This window comes from Crenothrix polyspora, assembly GCF_900163755.1.
Taxonomy (GTDB): domain Bacteria; phylum Pseudomonadota; class Gammaproteobacteria; order Methylococcales; family Methylomonadaceae; genus Crenothrix; species Crenothrix polyspora.
On the sequence record NZ_FUKI01000139.1, the window covers coordinates 1 to 20,653 of the forward strand.

The following is a 20,653-nucleotide window of genomic DNA, read 5'->3' on the forward strand; positions in this document are numbered from 1 at the left end:
TGCTGAGCTTGTCGAAGCATGAACGGCACACTTCGACAAGCTCAGTGCGAACGGTTACGCTGTAACTATTGAACTGTGAAAATGCTGTAGGTATTTTGAATTATATTTTTACATGGCACTGCAATAAGGTTTATTTTAAGCCTATTTATACAATCCGTTATCGTATATTTTCCCAGTGTAATAGAATATCGCCGCAGCCTTATAGTGTTGCAAAACATGACAATGGTAAGGGGTGAATACAACTGATAGTAGTATTCAAAAAATATAAAATCGTTTTAATGCTATACCCCGCGCGCAGCGTGGGATGGCAGCATCTTAAAGAAAGGTTAGTTTATGTGTTGGAGTGGAGAAGCGTCCGGTGTTTTAGCCGCCGCAGGGCTGAGTACAGCGGCTTATGTCGCGTGGAAGGGGGAATCAAAAGATTTGTGGATTCCATTGACGTACTTTGCGTTAATGGAGTTATTACAAGCGGTAACCTATGTTTATATTGATTTATGCGACAACCCCAGTAATCAGATATTGACGTTTTTGGGCTATATACACGTTGCGTTTCAGCCATTTTTTGTCAATATGGTAGCGATGTATTTTATTCCGCAAGAGGTTAAAGAGAAAATCAGTACCGTGGTGTATACCATTTGTACAGCCAGTACGGTGTTAATGTTAATAAAAATGTACCCGTTTGTTTGGGCCGGCAAATGTGTGATTGGCACAGAAGGTTTTTGTGGCCCTGCTGTGTGTTCTGTACACGGTGCATGGCATATTGCCTGGCAGATGCCGCTTAATGGCTTAATGTCAGGGCCTATTGAATGGATGTTTGATTACAAATGGGGCTTGCATGTGTTCAGTTATGCAATTGCTGCGTTTTATGTACCGATTGTTTATGGTTCATGGCGTTTTGTGGGTTTCCATTATTTAATTGGACCGTTAATTTCTGATATTACTACCGATGACCCTAACGAATACGCCGCTGTGTGGTGTTTATTTTCGATTGCCTTGTGTGTATCGGTAATTAAAACACCGATCAGAAAATACCTGCATGTTAAAACCTGGCCACTTTACAATAAGTTTACCCAGCTAACCGTGCGCGAGTAAATTTCGCATTAATATAGTCTAATAGTCAGTTAACTTTATTCTGTCGGGTATTACAAAGACCGACGAGGTTTTAAAAACCTCGTCGGTCTCACGCTGGTCAAAAATATACCCGACATATCAAGATTGACTGAGTACTGGTGTGCTGCACTGCACAAAACCCAGACCTGTCAAGTTTCTAAAATCTGACAGGTTTATGTTCAGGCATACACTGACATCGCTGGGCTGTTTTTCCCTGTTTTCAGAAAACATCTTTTATATTTTATGTGCTGAGGAACATTTTGTTTTTCACGCTGTCAAATGAACTGCACTTGCTACATCGGTGTAACAACCATTAGTTTCTATGATTATTTTAAATATTTCCGTTGCCTGATTAAGGCCATTACAAAAGGCAGCATGATATTAATTTAGGAGAAAGAGATGAAAAAAATACTATTCGCAGGCATCACACTTTTATTTTCGCTGAGCGCAGCAGCCGTCACTGAACCGCATACAGCAGCGGCATTAGAACACGCCAACGCAGCGGTAGCAGAAGGCAAGGCAGGTAAAGCAGAAAATTTAGTTAAACATGCATTCCCCGCACTAGAACATGCTATGTCAGCGGCGCTTGTGGTTAAAGGCATTGCAAAAACGCATCTTGATGGTGCAACCTCGGAACTTGAAGCGGCTGTTGAGCATGGTAAATTAGGTCATGCAGAAGTTGCAACTCAACATGCAGAAGCGGCCGTTGCCCATTTAACTGCATCTACTGAAAAATAAGCATTTCCTGATATTTTTGTTAATATCGACCTAAAAGCTGGATACCGGACGTAAAAAAGAGTTACGTTCGGTTTTGAAAGTTACTTGTTATGTTTGACAAATCGTTAGCTAGACGGCGGCTTATTCTGTAAGTTATCATTAACTTTCTGTCAGTTTATGCAAGAAAACGTGAGCTTTTGTAAGCACATAAGAAACCAATAATTGGGAATGCGATACGACCCAGCCCCTTTTTATTCCCGAAATTTTATTTATGAATTTGCCGATAAGGCGCTACTACTCAGTCAATTTTATTCTGTTGGGTGTTGCAAAGACCTACGAGGTTTTTAAAATCTCGTAAGTTTCACGCGGGTCAAAAACATACCCGACATATCAAGATTGACTGAGTATTAATAATTTTTTGAATTTAGCTATTGCAACGTACAACTAACAGTTCAACTAATATCTGCTCATAAATAGCCGACAAAACCTCCAAATCATTCAGGTCAATACATTCATTGATTTTATGGATGGTTTCGTTAAGCGGCCCTAACTCAATGACCTGTGCCCCAGTTGGTGCAACAAATCGACCATCGGACGTGCCACCACCGGTATCATCCTTGGTTTCAAAACCGGTGACCGCTTTAATCGCAATATGTGTCGCATCAATCAATGCGCCAGATGCGGTTAAGAACGGATTGCCGGACAAACGCCAGTGTAACTCATAGTTAAAACCGTATTGATCCAAAATAGCATGGGTGCGCTGCTTAATCGTCGCCTCATCCAGCTCGGTAGAAAAACGCAGATTAAATTGGGCTTCCAGCGACCCTGGAATAATATTTTCCGCACCAGTACCAGAGTTAATATTAGAGACTTGCAAGCTGGTCGGTGGAAAACAGCGGTTACCGTGATCCCAAACCTCTTCGGTCAACGCTTTTAGCGCGGGTGCAAAACTGTGGATAGGGTTATCTCCCAGCTCAGGGTAAGCCACATGACCTTGAATACCCAGCACTGTCAACTTGGCACATAAGGAGCCACGCCGACCCACCCGAATCACATCGCCAAGCTTTTTATCACTGGATGGTTCACCGACCAGACACCAATCGATTTTTTCGTTGCGCTGCTCCAAAACCTCGATCACTTTGACTACGCCGTGCGTGGCGATGCCTTCTTCATCACTGGTCATCATTACCGCAATAGAACCTTGATGATCGGGATGCTTAGCCACAAAGCGTTCCACTGCGGTAATAAACGCGGCAATACCGCCTTTCATATCCGCAGCACCACGACCGTATAACTTACCGTCACGCATAGTCGGTTCAAATGGCGGCGACAGCCATTTATCCAGCGGCCCTGTGGGTACAACGTCGGTATGGCCTAAGAAGGTAAACAACGGTCTTTGTGTACCACGGCGCAGCCACAGATTTTGAGTATCGGCAAAATTTAGTCGTTCCTCAACAAAATCGAGTTTCGTCAGTCGCTCTGCCAGTACATCCTGGCAACCTTCGTCAAGTGGGGTTACCGATTGGCGGCGGATCAGGTTTTGCAGTAATTCCAAGGTTGCGGTCATAGAAGTTCGGTACGGTAAACCTCAGCTTTAAATCCGATTAGTAACGTGTTGTCGGTTTGTAAAAGTGGGCGTTTGATTAAAGTGGGGGTATTTAGCATTAACTGCACAGCGGTCGATTGCGTCAGGCTGGATTTCTGCTCGTCGGAAAGCTGTCGCCAACTGGTACTGCTACGATTGAGCAGAGTTTCCCAGCCTAATTGTGCGTCAAAATCCATCAGTTGTTGATAAGTTAAGCCATCAACGCGGTAATCGTGAAAGCGATAAGCTATGGCATTTTCATCCAGCCATAGCCGCGCTTTTTTGACCGTATCACAGTTTTTTATGCCATACAGCGTGTGCATGGATTACAGCGGGTTGTTTAACAATTCATCGATACTTGGCAATTGCTTGTCGGCCTTGCAGCGGCCTTTGTAGAAATCGACAAACTCCATAAAAGCCTGTTCCAGATCGGCTAAGACTTCTTCTTCGTCTTCGCGTTCATCAGCGGGCACATCAGCAGATTCGACATATTCACGTTGCAGGGCTGCTTCACTGTTAAGAGCAAGCAGGGCGTAGATAATGGCGTTGTTGGATAATTCAGTCATAATATTTTTAGATTAAGGTAGTTTGTAAAGGTTGTTTAATTCGGTAATGTCGTCAAGACTTAAATTAGTCATTTGTACAATCGATTCTATGGCCATGCCAGCGGCCAACATTTTTTTAGCAATAGCCAATTTGGTTTCTAATGTCGTTTCTACTATTGTTTTATCCAAAAATTCCCGGCTATTATATTCTTCAAACATTGCCGCCCGTTCGGTGGGCGTAATGCCATCTTTTTCAATGGCCGTGAATGTTTTTTGGATCATCGCGTCATGATAATGGCTTTCATCCACTTCTTCATCCAGGGTATCCTGAATGGCATCCAGCCACTCCCTATAAGCTTTAGGCGTGTCGTCATTCACATACTTGGGGCATAAATACAGCACTTTATGCGGAATTTCATTAATGCCGTTGCCTTGTAAGTCTTTCGGGTCAAAGTCGATAGTCAGCACATCTTTTTGATATCGATCACCCGACGTTAACACCACAATGGTAAACACTTTTAAAGCCGGACAATAATTTTTGGCCTTGGCAATTTGTTCCAGCAAAGCCACGCAATGGTAATGCAAAAACCGATCATAATGCTCGGCATTCTGCGCGTGTTGAATGTCGACAATAATACGGTTTTTATCATCTTGCGCGAACAAATCAAAACGCGAATCCACATAACCGACTGTCGGTTTAAAGGATTTTTCCGTTTCAACCTTGTCAATGTCCAGTTCAATACCCAAGACCGCTTTAACAAAGGCTTTAAAAACATCGGGCTGGGAAAATGCCTTTTTAAAGATAACACCGTAACGTAATGAAGCGACCTGTTTCATGGTTAGCCTTTGGGGCTACCAATTAAGCTGGGACAAAATGTAGGTTGGGTTGAATGCTTTTTTCAACCCAATATTGACAACTATTGAATCATGTTGGGTTGCCAAATAGTAGGTAACCCAACTTACTTCAGTATCATTATTTTTTGTCCCGCTTTAGTTGGCAGCCTATTTTTAGATTAAGGTAGTTAAAGGTTATTCAAATCGGCAATTTCTTCGGACGTTAAGCCTGTGGCTTTTAAAATAGCCGCTTCATCCAAACCCATCGCCCGCAAGTTTTTAACAATATCGGCCACTTGGCTGTTTACCCATTCACGACGGTTATATTCTTCAAACATTGCCGCCCGCTCGGTCGGCGTAATGCCATCTTTTTCAATGGAATCAAATGTTTTTTGGATCATCGCGTCATGATAATGGCTTTCATCCACTTCTTCATCCAGGGTATCCTGAATGGCATCCAGCCACTCCCTATAGGCTTTAGGCGTGTCGTCATTCACATATTTGGGGCATAAATACAGCACTTTATGCGGGATTTCGTTAATGCCGTTGCCTTGTAAGTCTTTCGGATCAAAGTCGATAGTCAGTACATCTTTTTGATGTCGATCACCCGACGTTAACACCACAATGGTAAACACTTTTAAAGCCGGGCGATAATTTTTAGCCTTGGCAATTTGCTCCAGCAAAGCCACGCAATGGTAATGCAAAAACCGATCATAATGGTCGGCATTTTGCGCGTGTTGAATGTCGACAATAATACGGTTTTTATCATCTTGCGCAAACAAATCAAAACGCGAATCCACATAACCGACTGTCGGTTTAAAGGATTTTTCCGTTTCAATCTTGTCAATGTCCAGTTCAATACCCAAGACCGCCTTAACAAAGGCCTTAAAAATATCGGGCTGGGAAAAAGCCTTTTTAAAGATAACACCGTAGCGTAATGAAGCGACCTGTTTCATGGCTTATCCTTGGGCAATCGGTGGACAAAAAAGCGTTGTCCACCCTACTAAAATTATCAAGCAATATCGGCTAGATTACCCCGCGTCTCCAGCCAGGACTTCCTGTCTTGTGATCGCTTTTTGGCCAGCAGCAAATCCAGTTGATCGCGGGTATCGTTGCTGTCGTCTATGGTCAATTGTACCAGTCTACGGGTATCAGGGTTCATGGTAGTTTCGCGCAATTGGCTAGGATTCATTTCGCCCAGACCTTTAAAACGCTGCACGTTGATCTGGCCTTTAAGCTTTTCGGCTGCGATACGATCCAGTACGCCTTGGCGTTCGCTATCATCCAGCGCATAAAACACCCGCTTGCCGACATCAATCCTGTACAGCGGCGGCATGGCGACAAACACATGGCCAGCACGTATCATCGGCCTAAAATGCTGATAAAACAACGCACAGATTAAGGTAGCAATGTGGTTGCCGTCCGAATCCGCATCCGCCAAGATGCATACTTTGCCATAACGCAGGTATTGCAAATCACTGGAACCTGGCTCTATACCCAACGCCACGGCAATATCATGGACTTCCTGTGAAGCCATCACCTGACTGGATTCCACTTCCCAGGTGTTCAAAATTTTACCACGCAACGGCATGATGGCCTGAAAATCACGATCCCGTGCCTGTTTAGCAGAACCACCGGCAGAATCGCCTTCCACCAAAAACAATTCGGTGCGTTTTAAATCTTGCGCAGAGCAATCAGCCAATTTACCGGGCAACGCTGGCCCTGAGGTAATTTTCTTGCGGATGATCTTTTTGTTGGATTTTAGTCGCTTTTGGGCACTGGAAATAATAATTTCGGCAATTTTCTCGCCTTCGGCCGGATGCTGGTTTAACCACAGACTAAAGCTGTCTTTGGATACGCCGGAGACAAACGCCACGCATTCACGCGAACTTAACCGTTCTTTAGTCTGGCCGGAAAACTGCGGGTCTTCCAACTTGACCGCCAACACAAAATGGCAGTTTTCCCAGACATCTTCCGGTGCCAGCTTAACACCGCGTGGCAATATATTGCGGATGTCGCAGAATTCACGCATGGCTTCAGTTAAGCCAGCACGGAGACCGTTAACATGGGTTCCACCTTGCGCGGTAGGCACTAAATTAACGTAGCTTTCGGCCAACGCTTCTTCAGGGTTTTCAATCGACCAGACGATACCCCATTCTACTGCCTCATGGTTAGCGGCCATGTTGCCCATAAACGGCGAAACCGGACTGAATTCAATATCACCGACCCGATCCAGCAAATACTCCCGTAACCCATCCTGATAACACCACTGATATTCCTCGTCCGTGCCATCAACCTTCAAGCTGATTTTTAGGCCAGAACACAGCACCGCCTTGGCACGCAGTACATGCTTGAGCTTTAAAACCGAAATCTTGTTGGAATCAAAGTATTTTTCGTTCGGCCAGAACTTGACCGAGGTGCCAGTGTTATTACGCCCTACCGTACCAGTTTCGGTCAATTCGGTGAGTTTATGGCCATCGGCAAATTCTATGCGGTAGAGTTTGCCGCTGCGCTTAACCTCTACTTCCAGCTTGGCTGACAAGGCATTGACTACCGACACGCCCACGCCATGCAAACCACCGGAAAACTGGTAGTTTTTGTTGGAAAATTTCCCACCGGCATGGAGCTGGGTCAAAATAACTTCGACACCCGGAATACCTTGTTCGGGGTGAATATCCACCGGCATACCACGGCCATCGTCACTGACCAGCACAGAACCGTCTTTGTAGATGACGACATCAATGCTTTTGGCGTGGCCAGCGATGGCTTCATCGACACTGTTATCGACAACTTCCTGTACCAGATGGTTAGGGCGTGTGGTGTCCGTGTACATGCCCGGACGCTTTCGGACGGGGTCTAGGCCACTTAATACTTCAATGGCCGATGCATTGTATTCGTTACTCATGTGTTACTGTTATCCCGATACACTGATTGTTCCATTTTATTTTTGTTTGTCCACGAAAATCACGAAAGTCACGAAAAATTGTTGTAATCAAATTCTAGATGATATATCTCACGGGATTAATCAGCCTGTTTACCCACCCACTTAGAATTGGAATTAAACAATAAAATCAGTTACACAAGGTTATATTGCTTCCAATTTAATCGACATCTTCATATTGTGGCGGACTTTTTCCAACGCGTTTAATAATTTTTGGATATTTAAGGTTGTCATTTTTTTGTTCAATTGCGTCCACATTAACTTGATGCCACCAATCATCCCCAAAATCAAACCAATACCCAAATACCGCATCTTTTTTTAATCTCAACGCGTCAAATGTTGTATTGGCAACATATCCTGTCAAATTGTCCAAACCTGATAAGCCATAGCGCTTAGCCTTTGGATCATCCGGTCCTTTACCACCCATTTGAAACTCGTACATATGCTCATCAAAACGATCGAACGCTTTAAAAATAGCGTGGTGCAGATCTTCAAGTGTCTGGTCACCGCGAACTGCTATAGTCCTAGTGACTACTGGATTTTTCTTAAGAAATTTATCTGTTATAGGTCCACTTATCAAAATGACATCTAATGTATAAATATTCATATAAATTTAATAGCTCCGATATTTTTAAGGTTCGCGGCTAACAAGTCAGTAACCATACGCACTGGTATAAATAGGCAAATCGCAAAATTGAAAATCCTTTTCCGTGGCTTTCGTGGACAACCGAATCGTTATTTGATCTTGACCAACACTTCAGCCTTACCCATTTCAGACATATCACCCGCATAACGCTGCACCCTATTGAAAGCCACAGACGCATCGGCAAACTTGGAGTTAAACTTTTTGAACGAGTTAAATAATAGCGGCAAAAAGCCTAAAGTATGGGATCCGCAATCATTAAAACTGGCAGACAGTTGCGGTTGATTCCACAGCAACAGCGTACCCCTGCGCATGGCGTAACCTAAATAACGTCCGGTTTGCCCCATAACCGCAATCGTTCCGGCGGTCATCCGCGAACCACAGTAATCACCCGCATTGCCTTCAATCAAAATAGTGCCGCGACGCAAATGATCGCCCACCCGCTCACCGGCATTGCCTTTGACTAAAATTGTGCCGCCTTTCATGCCCATTTTATTGCCAGGTAACGCAGCACCTAAAAAATCACCCACATTGCCGCCGATCTCCAGATAACCTTTTTTCATTTCACAAGCGGCATATAGACCCACACTACCCGTCACTTTAATCTCACCGGTTTTCATACCCATCGCCAAATACGCACCGGCATCGCCTTCAACAGTAATACTACCACCATCCAGTTCTTTGCCGATAAAATCCAACTTGGCAAAACTGTTTTTGATGACAATGGCTTGGGTATCATCACCGGAAATGTCGAACACCTGATCAACGCGCAACTTCAACTTACCGCTTTGCAGCTCAAGCGCAGCAATTTGTTGTGTCGTTTTGCCTTGTAATAACTGGCATACCAATGGCGACATATCCACGCGCTGTTTAGGCTGGTATTTCAAGGTGAAAGTTAACGCGCTCATGCCATGATCTCCTGTAAATGAAAGTGGAACGGCCCCAGTTTTCCGCCGTAATTACCCGCGCTAATGCGTTTGATGCCGTTTGCCGCACCCAAATCGCATACCGCCTGAATGCCGACGCGCATGGCTTTGTCGATGTCTTCTTTGGTTAGGCCATCAATAACGATTTCCATCACCGATTCAATTTCTGGCGACAGCTCGGTTTTGGTCATGCCTTTTAGGGTGGGGCAAAACGCATCGTTAGTTGACGCATTTAAGGTCGTGTATTTTGAACCAACTTTAGAACCGGAACGTACTACGCCGCCTGGAAATGGCATGATAACACCAGGTACTTTTTGCATGACTTCAATAGCAGCTTCACAAGCGGTCAAGGCTTGCTCTTGCGACTGCGCCAGTACCAGGAAATTACCGCCACCAATGGCGCTGACTTGTCCGGTTGTGGCTTCAGTTAAAAATTCACCATCCATAACCGGAATACGCCAATAGCGTTTACCATTAATCACTTTGGCGATTTGAAAGCCGTCACCAAAATAACGCAGATTTTTGCCCAACGGAATTTTAATATCGCTGTCGATACCGGCAAATAAAGCTGACGTTGGCGAGGTTAAAACGCATTGTCCGGCGCGGGTTTCCAACTGCTTTGCCAAGCCTTTGCCACCCATTGCAAAAATCATCACAGCAACACCAGGGCGGCCGTCTGGGGTTTCGGAAGGATCTAGCATTCTATCGATTCCGGCTTCACAGCCACAAGCAATTACAGAGGTTGCAAAGCCGGTCATGGCCTGAGCGGCAATTAACGCCCATTTTTCATTGTGCGCGGTGATAATAGCGCGGGTCGCTTTCATGGGGAACGCTTCCGCAAAGGTTGCATCGATGGTTACACCGTTAATTATCATATTGTTATGCTCATTGTTAATATTTTTCTGGTGCTGGGTAAGTAGATTGCATACCGCTTTTTATTAGCTGTTGCAATGTCTGCAATTTTAGCAACAAAGCCGGAATATCTGTTTCGATAATGCTCCACAAAGTATCATTATCAATACCCAAATAACCGTGAATCAACCGATTACGTGTGGCAATGATTTGTCGCCAGGGAATACTTGGGTGAACTTGACGCACTTCATCAGGAATGTGCGTGGCCGCTTCGCCAATCAATTCAAGGTTACGCACGGTAGCATCGTAGTTTAAACCACTCCGCACAAATTCAGATTGACTAAAACCCTCGGTATAGACGATAACCTTTTCGGCAAAGTTAATCATGTCGTCGATATAAAAATGCCATTCTCGCTCGAATTTAGACATGAATAGCGTCTTGCTCAATAAAGCGGCGTAATTGTGGCCGCAATGCCTTATCGGTCACTAAATCAACGGGGCAGTTTAAGCAATCTTCCAAATAAAACTGCACACCGAAATAGCGCTCAGAGGTCGCAATTCCATCAAAGGTCACTAAAATATCCACATCACTGGTTTCAGAGGCCTCATCACGGGCGGTTGATCCAAACAAGGCTAATTGGGTTACGCCGAATTGTTGCATCAGTATGGGCTTTATTTTTCTTAGGGTGGTTAATGCGGTTGTGCGGTTCATTAGCATTTACCCGTATAACAACGCTATTTCAAACATTCAAAATCCCCAATATCCACGCAAGGCGCTATTAAATCACCAATGATCTTGCCTTTACCCGCAATAGAAAGAGGAGGTTGCCGACGTTTACCATAAACCTGATGCTTTTTGATCAATTCATGTAGAGCAATATTAATAATTTCATTGAAATCATCAGTGCCTGCGTACTGAGAGGCGTTTTTTAATAAAGTATCGTTTACAGTAATGGTCTGTTGCATGGTTAAACTCCACTATCGACGCTGATTCGCTTTAATTTTAAGGATCATATTTTTCACTTAATAATCTGACAATTATTTGTGACCACTTGATGCTATCAAAAACTAATGGTTTTATTACTGGCTTTGTTCCATGAACGTCCGACATATTACTTCTTAATGCCTGCATTACATAAGCCGCCTGACTAAGTGATTTTTTAAGGTTTTCTTTAAATTGATTAATATCCGGTTCTTTCCATTGAATTTCAATAAGTTGCTTATCGATTGCTTCAAAAATACCAATTGCCTTAAGTGATTTGTTGCATCTTTCTTGGAAAGATTGACTTTTATTTGGATCACCAAGATCCTTATCTTTATAGACTCGCGCCGTTGCACCATCAACAGCAGCACATGCAGAAGATATTGCACCACTTAAATCACCGTCACGAAATTTTGTTGCAGCTTTAACCAAGTCTTCCCGTGCAGATGTATCCAATTCGTTTAAATCTGACAAATCTAAAATTTCAATCGGCAATACTTTGTTATCAATGAGTTGCCAACCTAACCGATTGAGATAGTATTGCAATGTTTCTTCAAGATTATCATCGCTACCAGAGTATGAGTTATATCTGCCGCTTAAAATCTCTTCTATGACCATATTTAAAAAGCGAGGCTTTATTTCATCAGCAAAATTTATAAAATGCTCTTCTATTTCCGAAACAAGTTGATCTGTGCCTGTATTTTGCTGCCTCCAATCATCAAAACCTAAACTCTTAATGATTTTTGTATTGAACCCTGCAAGTTTGACAATGTTTTTAATATCGTAATAACGGAATTTTTCGAGTATAGGGGCAACAGCATTCCAAGCCGAATTAATGTCGTAGTTATTCATAAATCCTTTTGTAGCTATATATCTTTAAAAACGATGCGCAATACCCGCCGCTTTCAAAATGCTGTTCGCGGTATGTCGAGATTTACAAACATGATTCACAGTAACTGATACGCCATTTTCGGACGCCCATATTTCATGCGATCCTTTGCCAGTGCGTACCAATCTATATCCGTGCTGAAGTAACAATTCTTTAACCAGTTTCTCATAACCATTCATACCGCAACAGGTGGCTGGAAAAACGATACATGCGTTACTGTTTTTGTGCGCAACATTGGCTTATCTAGCGTAAGTAATTCAGGCACTAGCTCCCATACTTCTTTTTCCAACTCGTCTAAAGTTTCTGCTTCAACGACCAGTCCTGTTAAATCAGGACTGGTTGCAACATAAACATTCGCTTCAGTATCGTGAATAATTTCAACTTTGATTAAAAGGGGTATGCCTATTCCTGCCAACAATGCCGCACCAGGCCAACCTAAACGATACATCTCATTCTCCTAAATACGCAGACGCGCTTTAGATTACGCTACACCATTCAATGGATGCACCGTAATACTCCCCCTACCATCCTCAGTAATCTCATCATCACTGATCTTAAAATTACCCAGCTTCATGGTCAGGTAGCGATCGAAATAATCCTTTAAACCAGTTTCTACCGACGGATCAAAATCCGGCTGTACAACATGTGTCGTACCCCATTTGGTATGTACGACTTTACCGTCAACCACCACCAACTCGCCGTCTTTAAACATATAATCCGGCTTCTCAAACATGGTTTGCCGATTGGTATTGTCGGTGTACACGGTAATATCTGCCCAATTACCGGCAGATAATCCGCCACGATCTTTCAACCCAATCAATTTGGCTGCACCGGCGCGGGTCATAATGGCAATCTCTTGCAGCGTATACTCGCGGGTGATGGATGCCAGCGTGGTCATCTTTTGCGCTTCAGGGTGTATGGTTGATAACACCTCGTTACGGAAACTTCTGTCCATCAACAAGCGTATCAAATGCGGATAGCTGGTGAACGGCGCACCGTTGGGGTGGTCGGTGGTCAAAAATATCCGCCACGGATCGTTGACCAACAAGAAAGTTTCCAGTCCTATCGCCCATTGCAAAGCATTAACGAAGTTTTGATCTTTGTACTTAAACGGCACCACACCACAACCTGCATCACATTCAATGTCCATCACCACCCATTTGTTGGGGCTGGCAAATTTGTGATTGTAATGCTGGCGCATACTGTCACCGGATGCGGTGACGGTTTGGCCAAACAGTACCTGCCCGACATCAATAGTGATATTTTTATTGTTATTGACCGCTTCGGCAATCTGTGCCGCACCGGACGAGAACTTCATATCGCCTTCAGTACCGTAACTGTGGAACTGGATATGCGTCAAGTGCATGGGCAAGCCGCCGATGCCCTGAATGGTATCCAGCGTGGTTTGCACGTTGCCAGGCACACCTAGATTACAGCCGTGAACATGCAGCGGGTGCTTAACGCCCAGCTCTTTGACAGCGGTAGCCAGTACTTCCAAAATATCGCGTGGTGTTACCCCGTAATGGGCGTTTTGTTCGTCTAAATCCAGTTTGCGCTGGTTAAACTTAAATGCATTAATCCCGCCAGGATTCACCACCTTAACACCTATTGCCTTGGCGGCATTCATCGTCCAGGCGACGTAATCGTTAATGGCTTTTTGGTCTTTTTTGGCGGTGAGCATTCGTAGCAGGTAATCATCACTGCCCAGCATGACATAACCGCCTTTGTCCAGAATGGGGATATCGCCCATTTCCATGTGCGCTTGCCGTGCATTGATTGGTAATACAGCGGGTTCAAAACCGGCGGTATAGCCCATTTCGGCATAACGGTAGCCGGTAACAAACGTGCTGGGCATGGCATGGCCGCAACCGGAACGGGTAATATCCGAGCGCGATACCGGATCTTGGCGATGATCTTCTGGCAACAAGGTACGGGCAATGTTGCCTTTACCGCCGCCGATGTGGGTGTGCATATCAATCGCGCCGGACATAACCACTTTGCCGTGCAAATCGTATTCTTTATCGATCTTGAAATCGCCCACTGGCATATCGACAATACGCCCGTCCTGGATGTAAATATCTTGTATTTGACCATCGACCCCGCTGGCAGGATCGTAAACTTGGCCGCCGGTTAATTTAATTAGCATACTGTTTCCTCGCGTAAAACCTTGTCAATGGCATTCAGCACGTCCGCCGTACTGGGCAAGCCGGAATCTCTTAATTTTTTCAAGCGGATGGCAACTACATTATCGGTGCGATAGGCATGGCCGACATGATCGATACCTGGCGTACCCACCGGAATAAATACATCCGGTTCTTTGCTAAAGGTCATGCCAGAACGCCCGACCACAATCGTCGGCAATTCGGTCACCGGCGGCACGGACTTGCTGTTAAATGCCTGTACCCATACCAGCGCATCCGCTTCACCCTCGGCTATCAATACATTAGTATCGTTCATAAACGGATCGTATTCAGGATAGCCGCGACTAAAGCGCGTGCGTGCCGGATAACCTGTTGTCCAGCCACACACCTGATTAGCAGTCAGATCGCCCTCTTTACCTGCCAAGGGCAAACCAGAGCAACGGGTATTTTGATTATTGATGTCTTTAATCATTTCGGAGACCGTCTGCACAGTCAATTCTGCATGGCGATACGTGAGTGCGCCTGCCGCCCATGTTATGACACTGTATTTTGCAGCTTTTAATTTATCGGCTAAGACCTGTAGATCAGCTACGTTGATGCCTGCCACACTTTCGGCACGAATCGGTTTATCTTTAACCAACGCCCTTAATACCGCAACGACATCGGGTAAATCCTCGGTTGCACACGGCAACACTTGCGCAGCTTTACCGCTAGGTGATGTCGATGCGCTGCCCGATGGCGCTGTACCTAAATAAACCACTTCGCGCTGATCGGTGTGTTCGATGAACATGGATTCGGCGTTCCAGATATAACGCTCGAAAAAACGCGGTACGACAACTTCCAAATCAGCACCAATCACAACGAACAAATCACAGCGATTTTTCACTTCCGCCAGTGTGGTGTTCATCCAGCCGGAATCTTGCAAGGCAAGGAAATTATTACGGGCGCGGGTAAAGTTCATGTTATCGACCACTGCACCGCAGCGATCCGCCAAGGCCAATAAGCCACGCATGCCGTTCACATCCGTCGCACAGCCGCCTATTACTGGCAATGCGGTATTTTTTAATAGCGCGACCGCTTTGGCGACAGCAACGTCAAGGCTAACTATTTGGCCATCAACTCTAGGCTGCGTATCAGTAATTGCCTGTTCAAACGCCGGTGTATTCACCGCGCAACCGTTTTCAAGCACCTTAAGTGTGACACCATCGACCTGGATTTTCAGGTCGTCCGTGCCCACACCGCAAAAAGGACTGGGTACTTCAGTTATTTCAGTCACTCGTAATCCCCTTGTTCATTTTATCGTTAACATTCACGCCCAAAACCTTTACGCTGTATAAAAGCGATTTTCAATGGTTATTTTAACCTTGATTGCTACAACTGTCTTTAATCTATGGCTGAAGCTCCCGCAAAACGATGATAGGGGCTTGATAAAATGACAGCGTGGAACACCCACAGAGCAAGTTTGATCTTCCTGAATTATTTAACCTTGACACTGGTTTTTATAAGATATTGCTTACGATTGTTGATAAAGGGGGCGGGATTATAGCCACCCACCGCAACCATATACACGCCTGAGTAAGCGGCTTTAAAGTTGAGTGTTAACCGCCCACTGACACCGTCTTTTAGCCCCTTAAAGAGAGTTTTTTTCACGGGATTGTTATCAGCATCGTAGCCATGGACAACATATTGCATAACGAGATCAACTGGGCATAGGGGTAGTGGGACTACACAATCCATCAGTGACGCCCATGATGACATTGTAGCCATTTGTGTAAATGCCACATCGGCAACAATATTGTCTTTTTCAGGATCATTTTTCCCTCGATGCCAAACGCTAGCCGCCGGGTGTATGCCCGATGTGGCAGATTGCATGGCAAGCGTGATTGTTTGGCCTTTTTTTGCATGGACAATACCCCACCCAGCACTTAATGCGACCCCAAACCCCTGCCATTTTGGATCACTCCAACTTTTAGGCGATACGGTAAAATTCGCTGTTGTTTTGCTGGCATTAAAATAAAACGGGCTGACAGTTATTCTTGCTTGAACCACAGAAATTGACATAACGCTTAAAATGGTGGCAGATAGAGCATTTAAAGTTTTCATAAAATCCTTTGTTATTGGATAGAAGGAACTGTTACAGACTAGGGGGTGTATTAAAGTACCCGCCATTCTAATAGCGTGAGTAAGCATACGACAAATTTATGCGTTTATCGTAAAAGCAATATCTGGTAGTATTCGAACACAGCGGGCTTAGCTGTCGCCCGGTAAATCCACAGGGTGTGATTTCACGGGTTTTTGCCATAAAAACCAACCTAAACAATAGAACAATAAATAATTTTTTTTTGGAGATGTACTTATGAATAGTTTAACCGCGCTGTCTTTAAGCATAGGCGTTTTGAGTGGAGTGGCCACCTTTTTGGCTGTAGGCCCTTTAAGCGGCGTATTTTTTATCTGGGCGGCAACCATTGCCTGGGCGGCGTATTTTGCTTTGGGTGCTAACGAAGATGCACTGAAAAAAACCATCGCATGCAGTATTTTCGGTGTATTTATGGCGACTTTTACCGCGTATGAATTAACTAACGTACCTGCAGATGCGTATTTCCCTGCTTGGGCAGCATTTACAGTCACTGTTTCTGTTATCGTTACTTGTTTAGCGGCTAACTTGCCTTGTTTGTCAGCGATTCCAGCCAGCGTATGGGGCTATTCATCAACCTTTGCGTATTTGCTGCAAACCCCTGACAAAATGAACAAAGACGTATTACTGGGTATTTCTCTGGATAACCCTTTGATCGTTATTTCAATTTCTATTGTAGTCGGTGCTTATTTTGGCGTGGCTTCTGGCAAACTGGCTGCCAAGTGGACAACCAAAGCAGAATAATCCGCTGAGCAACAAAATTAAACGGCGGACATGATTTCAACGTATTTTCATGTCCGCTCTGCCTATATATCACCACAACAGTTTTTATCACCTTGCTGGATAGGTGGACAAGGCACTGTGGCATAAGAACAAAAAACGCAACAATCCCCCGCTTTTGGCTTTAACACTACCTTGCAATTCCCACATTCATAAAACCACTGACACGCATCCGTCAGCATGATCTCGGTTTTTATATAACCGCATTTTGGGCAAGTCATCGTTGATTCAAGGATTATTGCTTGCGCCATTATTTTTTACCATCTTGCAAGTTTGATGAATATCCTACATTTTCCGTCGCCTTTAAAAGATCAGGTAGTCCACTCAATTGGTCATCAAAAGTAACCGCTGCCGTTTTGCTTTCATAACTGACATCAACTGACTTAACCCCTGCAACCTTTTGCAAACTTTTCTTGATAGTAATCGGACAGACGGGGCAATCCATACCTGGAATGGACAATACAACGGATTGTTCAGCGGCAAATAAAAACCCAGACTGCGTCAACAATAATAGAAATATAATGTTTTTCATAATTTACCTGTACATAAATGAAATCCAATAGGGCGATGCAATAGCAATTATCACCACCGCCACAACGCACCAAAATACGTTTTTATACCAGCGCTGCGAAGCTGGTTCTGCACATATCTTGCCTTCTTCACAGGATTGATCTGAGGCGGATTGATAAATAACCAAATAAGCAATAACCAAGGCAATTAATGCTATCGCAATGAATAGCGGACGGTAAGGTTCAAGTGCGGTTAGATTGCTGATCCATGCGCCACTAACGCCCAATGACAATAAAACCAAAGGCCCGACACAACACAGTGATGCTGCAATACCTGCGAACAAGCCTCCTATTAATGGAAGATTGAATTTTCCTGACACAATACGCTCCGCTGAATTCTTAATGGTGCTAGGGAGTGTAACCCCCGTACCTAGCTACAGAGTCAAGGCATTTTTATTTTTTTGAAATAGCTGTGATGATGGGGCATCCATGATGGGCTGAATTGGCTTCACACGATTGGATAAGTTGCTCCAATGTATTGGCTATGGCTTGCAAGTCGTGAAGTTTACTTTTGATGATGTCCAACTTATGGATAGCCAGCGCTTTTGTCTCTAAACAACTGCCGTCACCCAAGGCTAACAGGCTGGAAATCTCAACAAGACTAAAGCCCAGTTCTTTAGCGCGTTGAATAAAAAGTAACCGCGCAACAGTGTCGTCACCGTAAACGCGGTAGCCAGACAATGGTTTTTCAGGTTTTTCTATCAACCCAATACGTTGGTAGTAGCGTATGGTTTCTATGCCAATACCGGATTTCTTGGCTATTATGTTGATAGTTGATGGTTTTTTTGTCATCGGTGTACATAATTAGTAATTATTGCTGGTGTAATATATTACATTTTGATTTTTTGATAAAACAACTTACAATAGCCCGCATATCAATTTTTGGGGTGTTAGCTCAGTTGGTAGAGCAGTGGACTCTTAATCCATAGGTCGAGAGTTCGAGCCTCTCACACCCCACCATTAAATCAATGACTTAGATAACTTTCATTAAGCGTTTTTTATTAAGTGTAGTAAATTTGTCTCAAGTCTGGCTCACGTAAATCATTTAAGCCCCTTAACTAAAACAAGATTAGTGCCTGTATTTTTTTTGCTCACGTTCCCGGCATATTCATACAGATGCTCACTTGATAAGTGTGCATATCTCATTACCATCGTTAAATCAGACCATCCTCCAAGCTCTTTAAGCACATTTAAAGGTGTTCCACTTTGTATATGCCAACTTGCCCATGTGTGCCTTAAGTCATGCCAGCGGAAGTCTTCAATTCCTGCTCGTTTTAAAGCTTTTTCCCATGCGTTATTATTTGCTCGTGTTACAGGATTACCCTTATAAGTAAATACATAGGTTTCATGCTTTCCAAATTGTTCCTTGATGATTTCACAGGAATCACTGTTTAACGGCACAGCAATTGCTTTTTTTCCCTTGGCTTGATCCGCATTGACCCACGCACATCGCCTAATCATATCGACTTGTTTCCACTGTAATCCAGTTACATTTGATTCACGTAACCCTGTCGCCAATGTGAATTTAACCATTGCTTTTAGATGATCTGGCAATTCACTAATCAATCTATCCGCTTCAATATAAGACAACCATCGAACACGCATTGATGGTTCTGGCAACATCCTTATATAAGGAACTGAATCTATCCATTCCCATTCCTGCTTAGATTTATTCAGTATTGATCTTAATATGGCTAATGTCCTATTGATGGTAGCGTTACTGACACCTTCATTTTGTTTTGCTGTCTTTATTGCATCAACCATAGTTTTTGTTATTTCATCAATTTTGGTATCATGCAGGTGCTGGTCAAGCCAGCGCAATCTTGTTTTATCAGTTTCAATGCTTTTTTTGTGGCTTTGTTCAGTAAGCCAGCGTACTACTGCTTCTTGCCATGTGTGGCGGGGTCTAGCTCCTAAGTTTTTTTCCCGCCACGCTTGTGCTTTCAATGTATCGTGCAATTCTTGCGCTTCTTCTTTTACTTGAGTCCAAGCAGACTGCTGTATTCTTTCCCCGTTTGGGGTTTTGAATTGAATCCACCACGTTTCCCCGCGTTTATAGATCGACATTTATTTTCCTCTTGTTGTTTGCCTCCATCAATAAGTCGCAATTCTCGCCGAGGCTCAGGATAACGGCCACTTACGAAATCTGCAAGATGTTCCATAATGAACACCCATGCCCTACCTACTTTTCTGCCAGGTACATCACCTTTATTGGCTTTTCTACGAAGAGTGACTGGGTGCATCTTCAAAAACTCAGCCGCTTCTTCTAAATTAAGTGTTTTCATGGTTTTATCTCGTCAGACGGCAATGGCCATAGGTTGAAACATTGCTCGGTACTCATTCACAAACTTGTCCATAACGGGTTTGCGGTCTTTTTGGCAGGGGTAAAGCACTTCTAACAACATATTTTGTTTTCTAATGGCATCCAGTAAAGACAAATCGAAAGCATTCAGTGTTGATTCGTCCAGCAACTCCCATTTTCCGGTTAATGCCCGATTGCAAAAACGGTGTTCATTTGCATAATGGTTAGCAGTGGTTTCTTTTCCCAAGGCCGCGCGTGACATTTTGAGCATGTCCATCATGATTTTTGCGGAGAAGCGTTTATCGGCAATAGCTTCCTTTCGCCCAGGTTCAGATTTTATGCGGTTGAGTTCATTAACCACTCTTCTAAATTCCTTGACCAGGGCAATTTTAAATTTAATCACTGCTTGAGAGTTTTTTGAAAGCGAGATTAAAAGTATTGCTTGGTCTTCATTCAATTCTGCATATGTAGCACCCTTACCACCGCCCTGTTTTCTCTTCACCATCCCCGATTTGAAATCGATATGGCCGAACTCTTCAAGATCGGTTTTGTACTTGATTACATTTTTAATAACGCTGTCATGTTCAAGTTCACACTTATTAGCAACCACCAACGTATCGGTAAAAACCTTGCCTTTGTTAATGTGTACTAAATCAGTCTTATTTTTTATTGATGTGCTCATCTTTTTTCCTCGCTTTTAAAT

28 protein-coding genes and 1 tRNA gene are annotated in these 20,653 nt (G+C 43.9%); 4 read left to right on the forward strand and 25 right to left on the reverse strand.

What is annotated here, in order from left to right:
* Window positions 1–333 precede the first annotated feature (333 nt).
* Window positions 334–1,092 carry a DUF5765 domain-containing protein gene (locus CRENPOLYSF2_RS13870; RefSeq protein ID WP_087144545.1) on the forward strand — a complete coding sequence of 253 codons (759 nt, stop codon included), beginning with the start codon at window positions 334–336 and terminating at the stop codon, window positions 1,090–1,092.
* A gap of 417 nt (window positions 1,093–1,509) precedes the next feature.
* Window positions 1,510–1,848, forward strand: a complete 339-nt coding sequence (gene smbP / locus CRENPOLYSF2_RS13875; RefSeq protein WP_087144546.1) for a small metal-binding protein SmbP — start codon at window positions 1,510–1,512, stop codon at window positions 1,846–1,848.
* Window positions 1,849–2,251: 403 nt separating this feature from the next.
* Here the strand turns inward: smbP and dapE are convergent, their stop codons facing one another.
* The 18 genes from dapE to corA all read right to left on the reverse strand — a co-directional run bounded on the left by dapE (window position 2,252) and on the right by corA (window position 16,268).
* Window positions 2,252–3,394, reverse strand: a complete 1,143-nt coding sequence (gene dapE / locus CRENPOLYSF2_RS13880) for a succinyl-diaminopimelate desuccinylase (RefSeq protein ID WP_087144547.1) — start codon at window positions 3,392–3,394, stop codon at window positions 2,252–2,254.
* Window positions 3,391–3,735, reverse strand: coding sequence for an ArsC family reductase (locus CRENPOLYSF2_RS13885; protein ID WP_087144548.1), 345 nt, complete (start codon window positions 3,733–3,735; stop codon window positions 3,391–3,393). The genes dapE and CRENPOLYSF2_RS13885 overlap by 4 nt, the downstream gene beginning before the upstream one ends.
* A 3-nt stretch (window positions 3,736–3,738) precedes the next feature.
* Window positions 3,739–3,978, reverse strand: coding sequence for a hypothetical protein (locus tag CRENPOLYSF2_RS13890; protein ID WP_419185575.1), 240 nt, complete (start codon window positions 3,976–3,978; stop codon window positions 3,739–3,741).
* A 12-nt stretch (window positions 3,979–3,990) separates the two neighbouring features.
* Window positions 3,991–4,794, reverse strand: a complete 804-nt coding sequence (locus tag CRENPOLYSF2_RS13895; protein WP_087144550.1) for a PD-(D/E)XK nuclease family transposase — start codon at window positions 4,792–4,794, stop codon at window positions 3,991–3,993.
* A gap of 185 nt (window positions 4,795–4,979) precedes the next feature.
* The gene (locus CRENPOLYSF2_RS13900) at window positions 4,980–5,747 is read right to left on the reverse strand and encodes a PD-(D/E)XK nuclease family transposase (RefSeq protein WP_087144551.1); all 768 of its coding nucleotides are present in this window, start codon (window positions 5,745–5,747) and stop codon (window positions 4,980–4,982) included.
* 56 nt (window positions 5,748–5,803) lie between these two features.
* The gene (gene parE, locus CRENPOLYSF2_RS13905) at window positions 5,804–7,696 is read right to left on the reverse strand and encodes a DNA topoisomerase IV subunit B (RefSeq protein ID WP_087144552.1); all 1,893 of its coding nucleotides are present in this window, start codon (window positions 7,694–7,696) and stop codon (window positions 5,804–5,806) included.
* A gap of 196 nt (window positions 7,697–7,892) precedes the next feature.
* Entirely contained in the window at window positions 7,893–8,339 is a 447-nt protein-coding gene (locus tag CRENPOLYSF2_RS13910) for an IS1096 element passenger TnpR family protein (protein ID WP_087144553.1), read from the reverse strand.
* 128 nt (window positions 8,340–8,467) lie between these two features.
* Window positions 8,468–9,283, reverse strand: coding sequence for a formylmethanofuran dehydrogenase subunit C (locus CRENPOLYSF2_RS13915; protein ID WP_087144554.1), 816 nt, complete (start codon window positions 9,281–9,283; stop codon window positions 8,468–8,470).
* The gene (gene fhcD / locus CRENPOLYSF2_RS13920; protein WP_087144555.1) at window positions 9,280–10,176 is read right to left on the reverse strand and encodes a formylmethanofuran--tetrahydromethanopterin N-formyltransferase; all 897 of its coding nucleotides are present in this window, start codon (window positions 10,174–10,176) and stop codon (window positions 9,280–9,282) included. The genes CRENPOLYSF2_RS13915 and fhcD overlap by 4 nt, the downstream gene beginning before the upstream one ends.
* A gap of 16 nt (window positions 10,177–10,192) precedes the next feature.
* Window positions 10,193–10,582, reverse strand: a complete 390-nt coding sequence (locus CRENPOLYSF2_RS13925; protein WP_087144556.1) for a HepT-like ribonuclease domain-containing protein — start codon at window positions 10,580–10,582, stop codon at window positions 10,193–10,195.
* Window positions 10,575–10,865, reverse strand: coding sequence for a nucleotidyltransferase family protein (locus tag CRENPOLYSF2_RS13930; RefSeq protein WP_087144557.1), 291 nt, complete (start codon window positions 10,863–10,865; stop codon window positions 10,575–10,577). Before CRENPOLYSF2_RS13930 ends, CRENPOLYSF2_RS13925 begins: the two co-directional genes overlap by 8 nt.
* A gap of 23 nt (window positions 10,866–10,888) precedes the next feature.
* Window positions 10,889–11,119, reverse strand: coding sequence for a type II toxin-antitoxin system VapB family antitoxin (locus CRENPOLYSF2_RS13935; protein WP_087144558.1), 231 nt, complete (start codon window positions 11,117–11,119; stop codon window positions 10,889–10,891).
* Window positions 11,120–11,156: 37 nt separating this feature from the next.
* Window positions 11,157–11,987, reverse strand: coding sequence for a hypothetical protein (locus CRENPOLYSF2_RS13940; protein WP_087144559.1), 831 nt, complete (start codon window positions 11,985–11,987; stop codon window positions 11,157–11,159).
* A gap of 24 nt (window positions 11,988–12,011) precedes the next feature.
* A complete protein-coding gene (locus CRENPOLYSF2_RS13945) occupies window positions 12,012–12,203 on the reverse strand; it encodes a type II toxin-antitoxin system HicA family toxin (RefSeq protein ID WP_087144560.1) in 192 nt (63 codons plus the stop codon).
* Window positions 12,200–12,472 carry a DUF1902 domain-containing protein gene (locus CRENPOLYSF2_RS13950; protein WP_087144561.1) on the reverse strand — a complete coding sequence of 91 codons (273 nt, stop codon included), beginning with the start codon at window positions 12,470–12,472 and terminating at the stop codon, window positions 12,200–12,202. The genes CRENPOLYSF2_RS13945 and CRENPOLYSF2_RS13950 overlap by 4 nt, the downstream gene beginning before the upstream one ends.
* A gap of 33 nt (window positions 12,473–12,505) precedes the next feature.
* A complete protein-coding gene (locus tag CRENPOLYSF2_RS13955) occupies window positions 12,506–14,170 on the reverse strand; it encodes a formylmethanofuran dehydrogenase subunit A (protein ID WP_087144562.1) in 1,665 nt (554 codons plus the stop codon).
* Entirely contained in the window at window positions 14,164–15,441 is a 1,278-nt protein-coding gene (locus CRENPOLYSF2_RS13960) for a formylmethanofuran dehydrogenase subunit B (protein WP_087144563.1), read from the reverse strand. The genes CRENPOLYSF2_RS13955 and CRENPOLYSF2_RS13960 overlap by 7 nt, the downstream gene beginning before the upstream one ends.
* A gap of 200 nt (window positions 15,442–15,641) precedes the next feature.
* Entirely contained in the window at window positions 15,642–16,268 is a 627-nt protein-coding gene (corA, locus tag CRENPOLYSF2_RS13965; protein WP_087144564.1) for a copper(I)-binding protein CorA, read from the reverse strand.
* 253 nt (window positions 16,269–16,521) lie between these two features.
* Here corA and CRENPOLYSF2_RS13970 point away from each other — a divergent pair, with 253 nt between their 5' ends.
* Window positions 16,522–17,043, forward strand: coding sequence for a DUF1097 domain-containing protein (locus CRENPOLYSF2_RS13970; RefSeq protein WP_087144565.1), 522 nt, complete (start codon window positions 16,522–16,524; stop codon window positions 17,041–17,043).
* Between the two features lie 62 nt (window positions 17,044–17,105).
* Here CRENPOLYSF2_RS13970 and CRENPOLYSF2_RS19270 read toward each other — a convergent pair whose 3' ends face one another.
* The 4 genes from CRENPOLYSF2_RS19270 to CRENPOLYSF2_RS13990 all read right to left on the reverse strand — a co-directional run bounded on the left by CRENPOLYSF2_RS19270 (window position 17,106) and on the right by CRENPOLYSF2_RS13990 (window position 18,440).
* Window positions 17,106–17,330, reverse strand: coding sequence for a GDCCVxC domain-containing (seleno)protein (locus CRENPOLYSF2_RS19270; protein ID WP_087144566.1), 225 nt, complete (start codon window positions 17,328–17,330; stop codon window positions 17,106–17,108).
* The gene (locus tag CRENPOLYSF2_RS13980; protein ID WP_087144567.1) at window positions 17,330–17,611 is read right to left on the reverse strand and encodes a cation transporter; all 282 of its coding nucleotides are present in this window, start codon (window positions 17,609–17,611) and stop codon (window positions 17,330–17,332) included. Before CRENPOLYSF2_RS13980 ends, CRENPOLYSF2_RS19270 begins: the two co-directional genes overlap by 1 nt.
* A 3-nt stretch (window positions 17,612–17,614) precedes the next feature.
* The gene (locus tag CRENPOLYSF2_RS13985; protein WP_245808003.1) at window positions 17,615–17,968 is read right to left on the reverse strand and encodes a mercuric transporter MerT family protein; all 354 of its coding nucleotides are present in this window, start codon (window positions 17,966–17,968) and stop codon (window positions 17,615–17,617) included.
* Between the two features lie 73 nt (window positions 17,969–18,041).
* Window positions 18,042–18,440 carry a MerR family transcriptional regulator gene (locus CRENPOLYSF2_RS13990; protein ID WP_087144569.1) on the reverse strand — a complete coding sequence of 133 codons (399 nt, stop codon included), beginning with the start codon at window positions 18,438–18,440 and terminating at the stop codon, window positions 18,042–18,044.
* 92 nt (window positions 18,441–18,532) lie between these two features.
* On the opposite strand from CRENPOLYSF2_RS13990, the gene CRENPOLYSF2_RS13995 reads away from it, so the two are divergent.
* Window positions 18,533–18,608, forward strand: a tRNA-Lys gene (locus CRENPOLYSF2_RS13995).
* 81 nt (window positions 18,609–18,689) lie between these two features.
* Here the strand turns inward: CRENPOLYSF2_RS13995 and CRENPOLYSF2_RS14000 are convergent.
* From CRENPOLYSF2_RS14000 to CRENPOLYSF2_RS14010, 3 genes are read right to left on the reverse strand one after another with little or no spacing between them, the layout of a single operon-like run.
* Window positions 18,690–19,715, reverse strand: a complete 1,026-nt coding sequence (locus CRENPOLYSF2_RS14000) for a tyrosine-type recombinase/integrase (protein WP_087144570.1) — start codon at window positions 19,713–19,715, stop codon at window positions 18,690–18,692.
* Window positions 19,625–19,933 carry a helix-turn-helix domain-containing protein gene (locus CRENPOLYSF2_RS14005; protein ID WP_087144571.1) on the reverse strand — a complete coding sequence of 103 codons (309 nt, stop codon included), beginning with the start codon at window positions 19,931–19,933 and terminating at the stop codon, window positions 19,625–19,627. The genes CRENPOLYSF2_RS14000 and CRENPOLYSF2_RS14005 overlap by 91 nt, the downstream gene beginning before the upstream one ends.
* 12 nt (window positions 19,934–19,945) lie before the next feature.
* Entirely contained in the window at window positions 19,946–20,632 is a 687-nt protein-coding gene (locus CRENPOLYSF2_RS14010; protein WP_087144572.1) for a Rha family transcriptional regulator, read from the reverse strand.
* Between the last annotated feature and the right edge of the window lie 21 nt (window positions 20,633–20,653).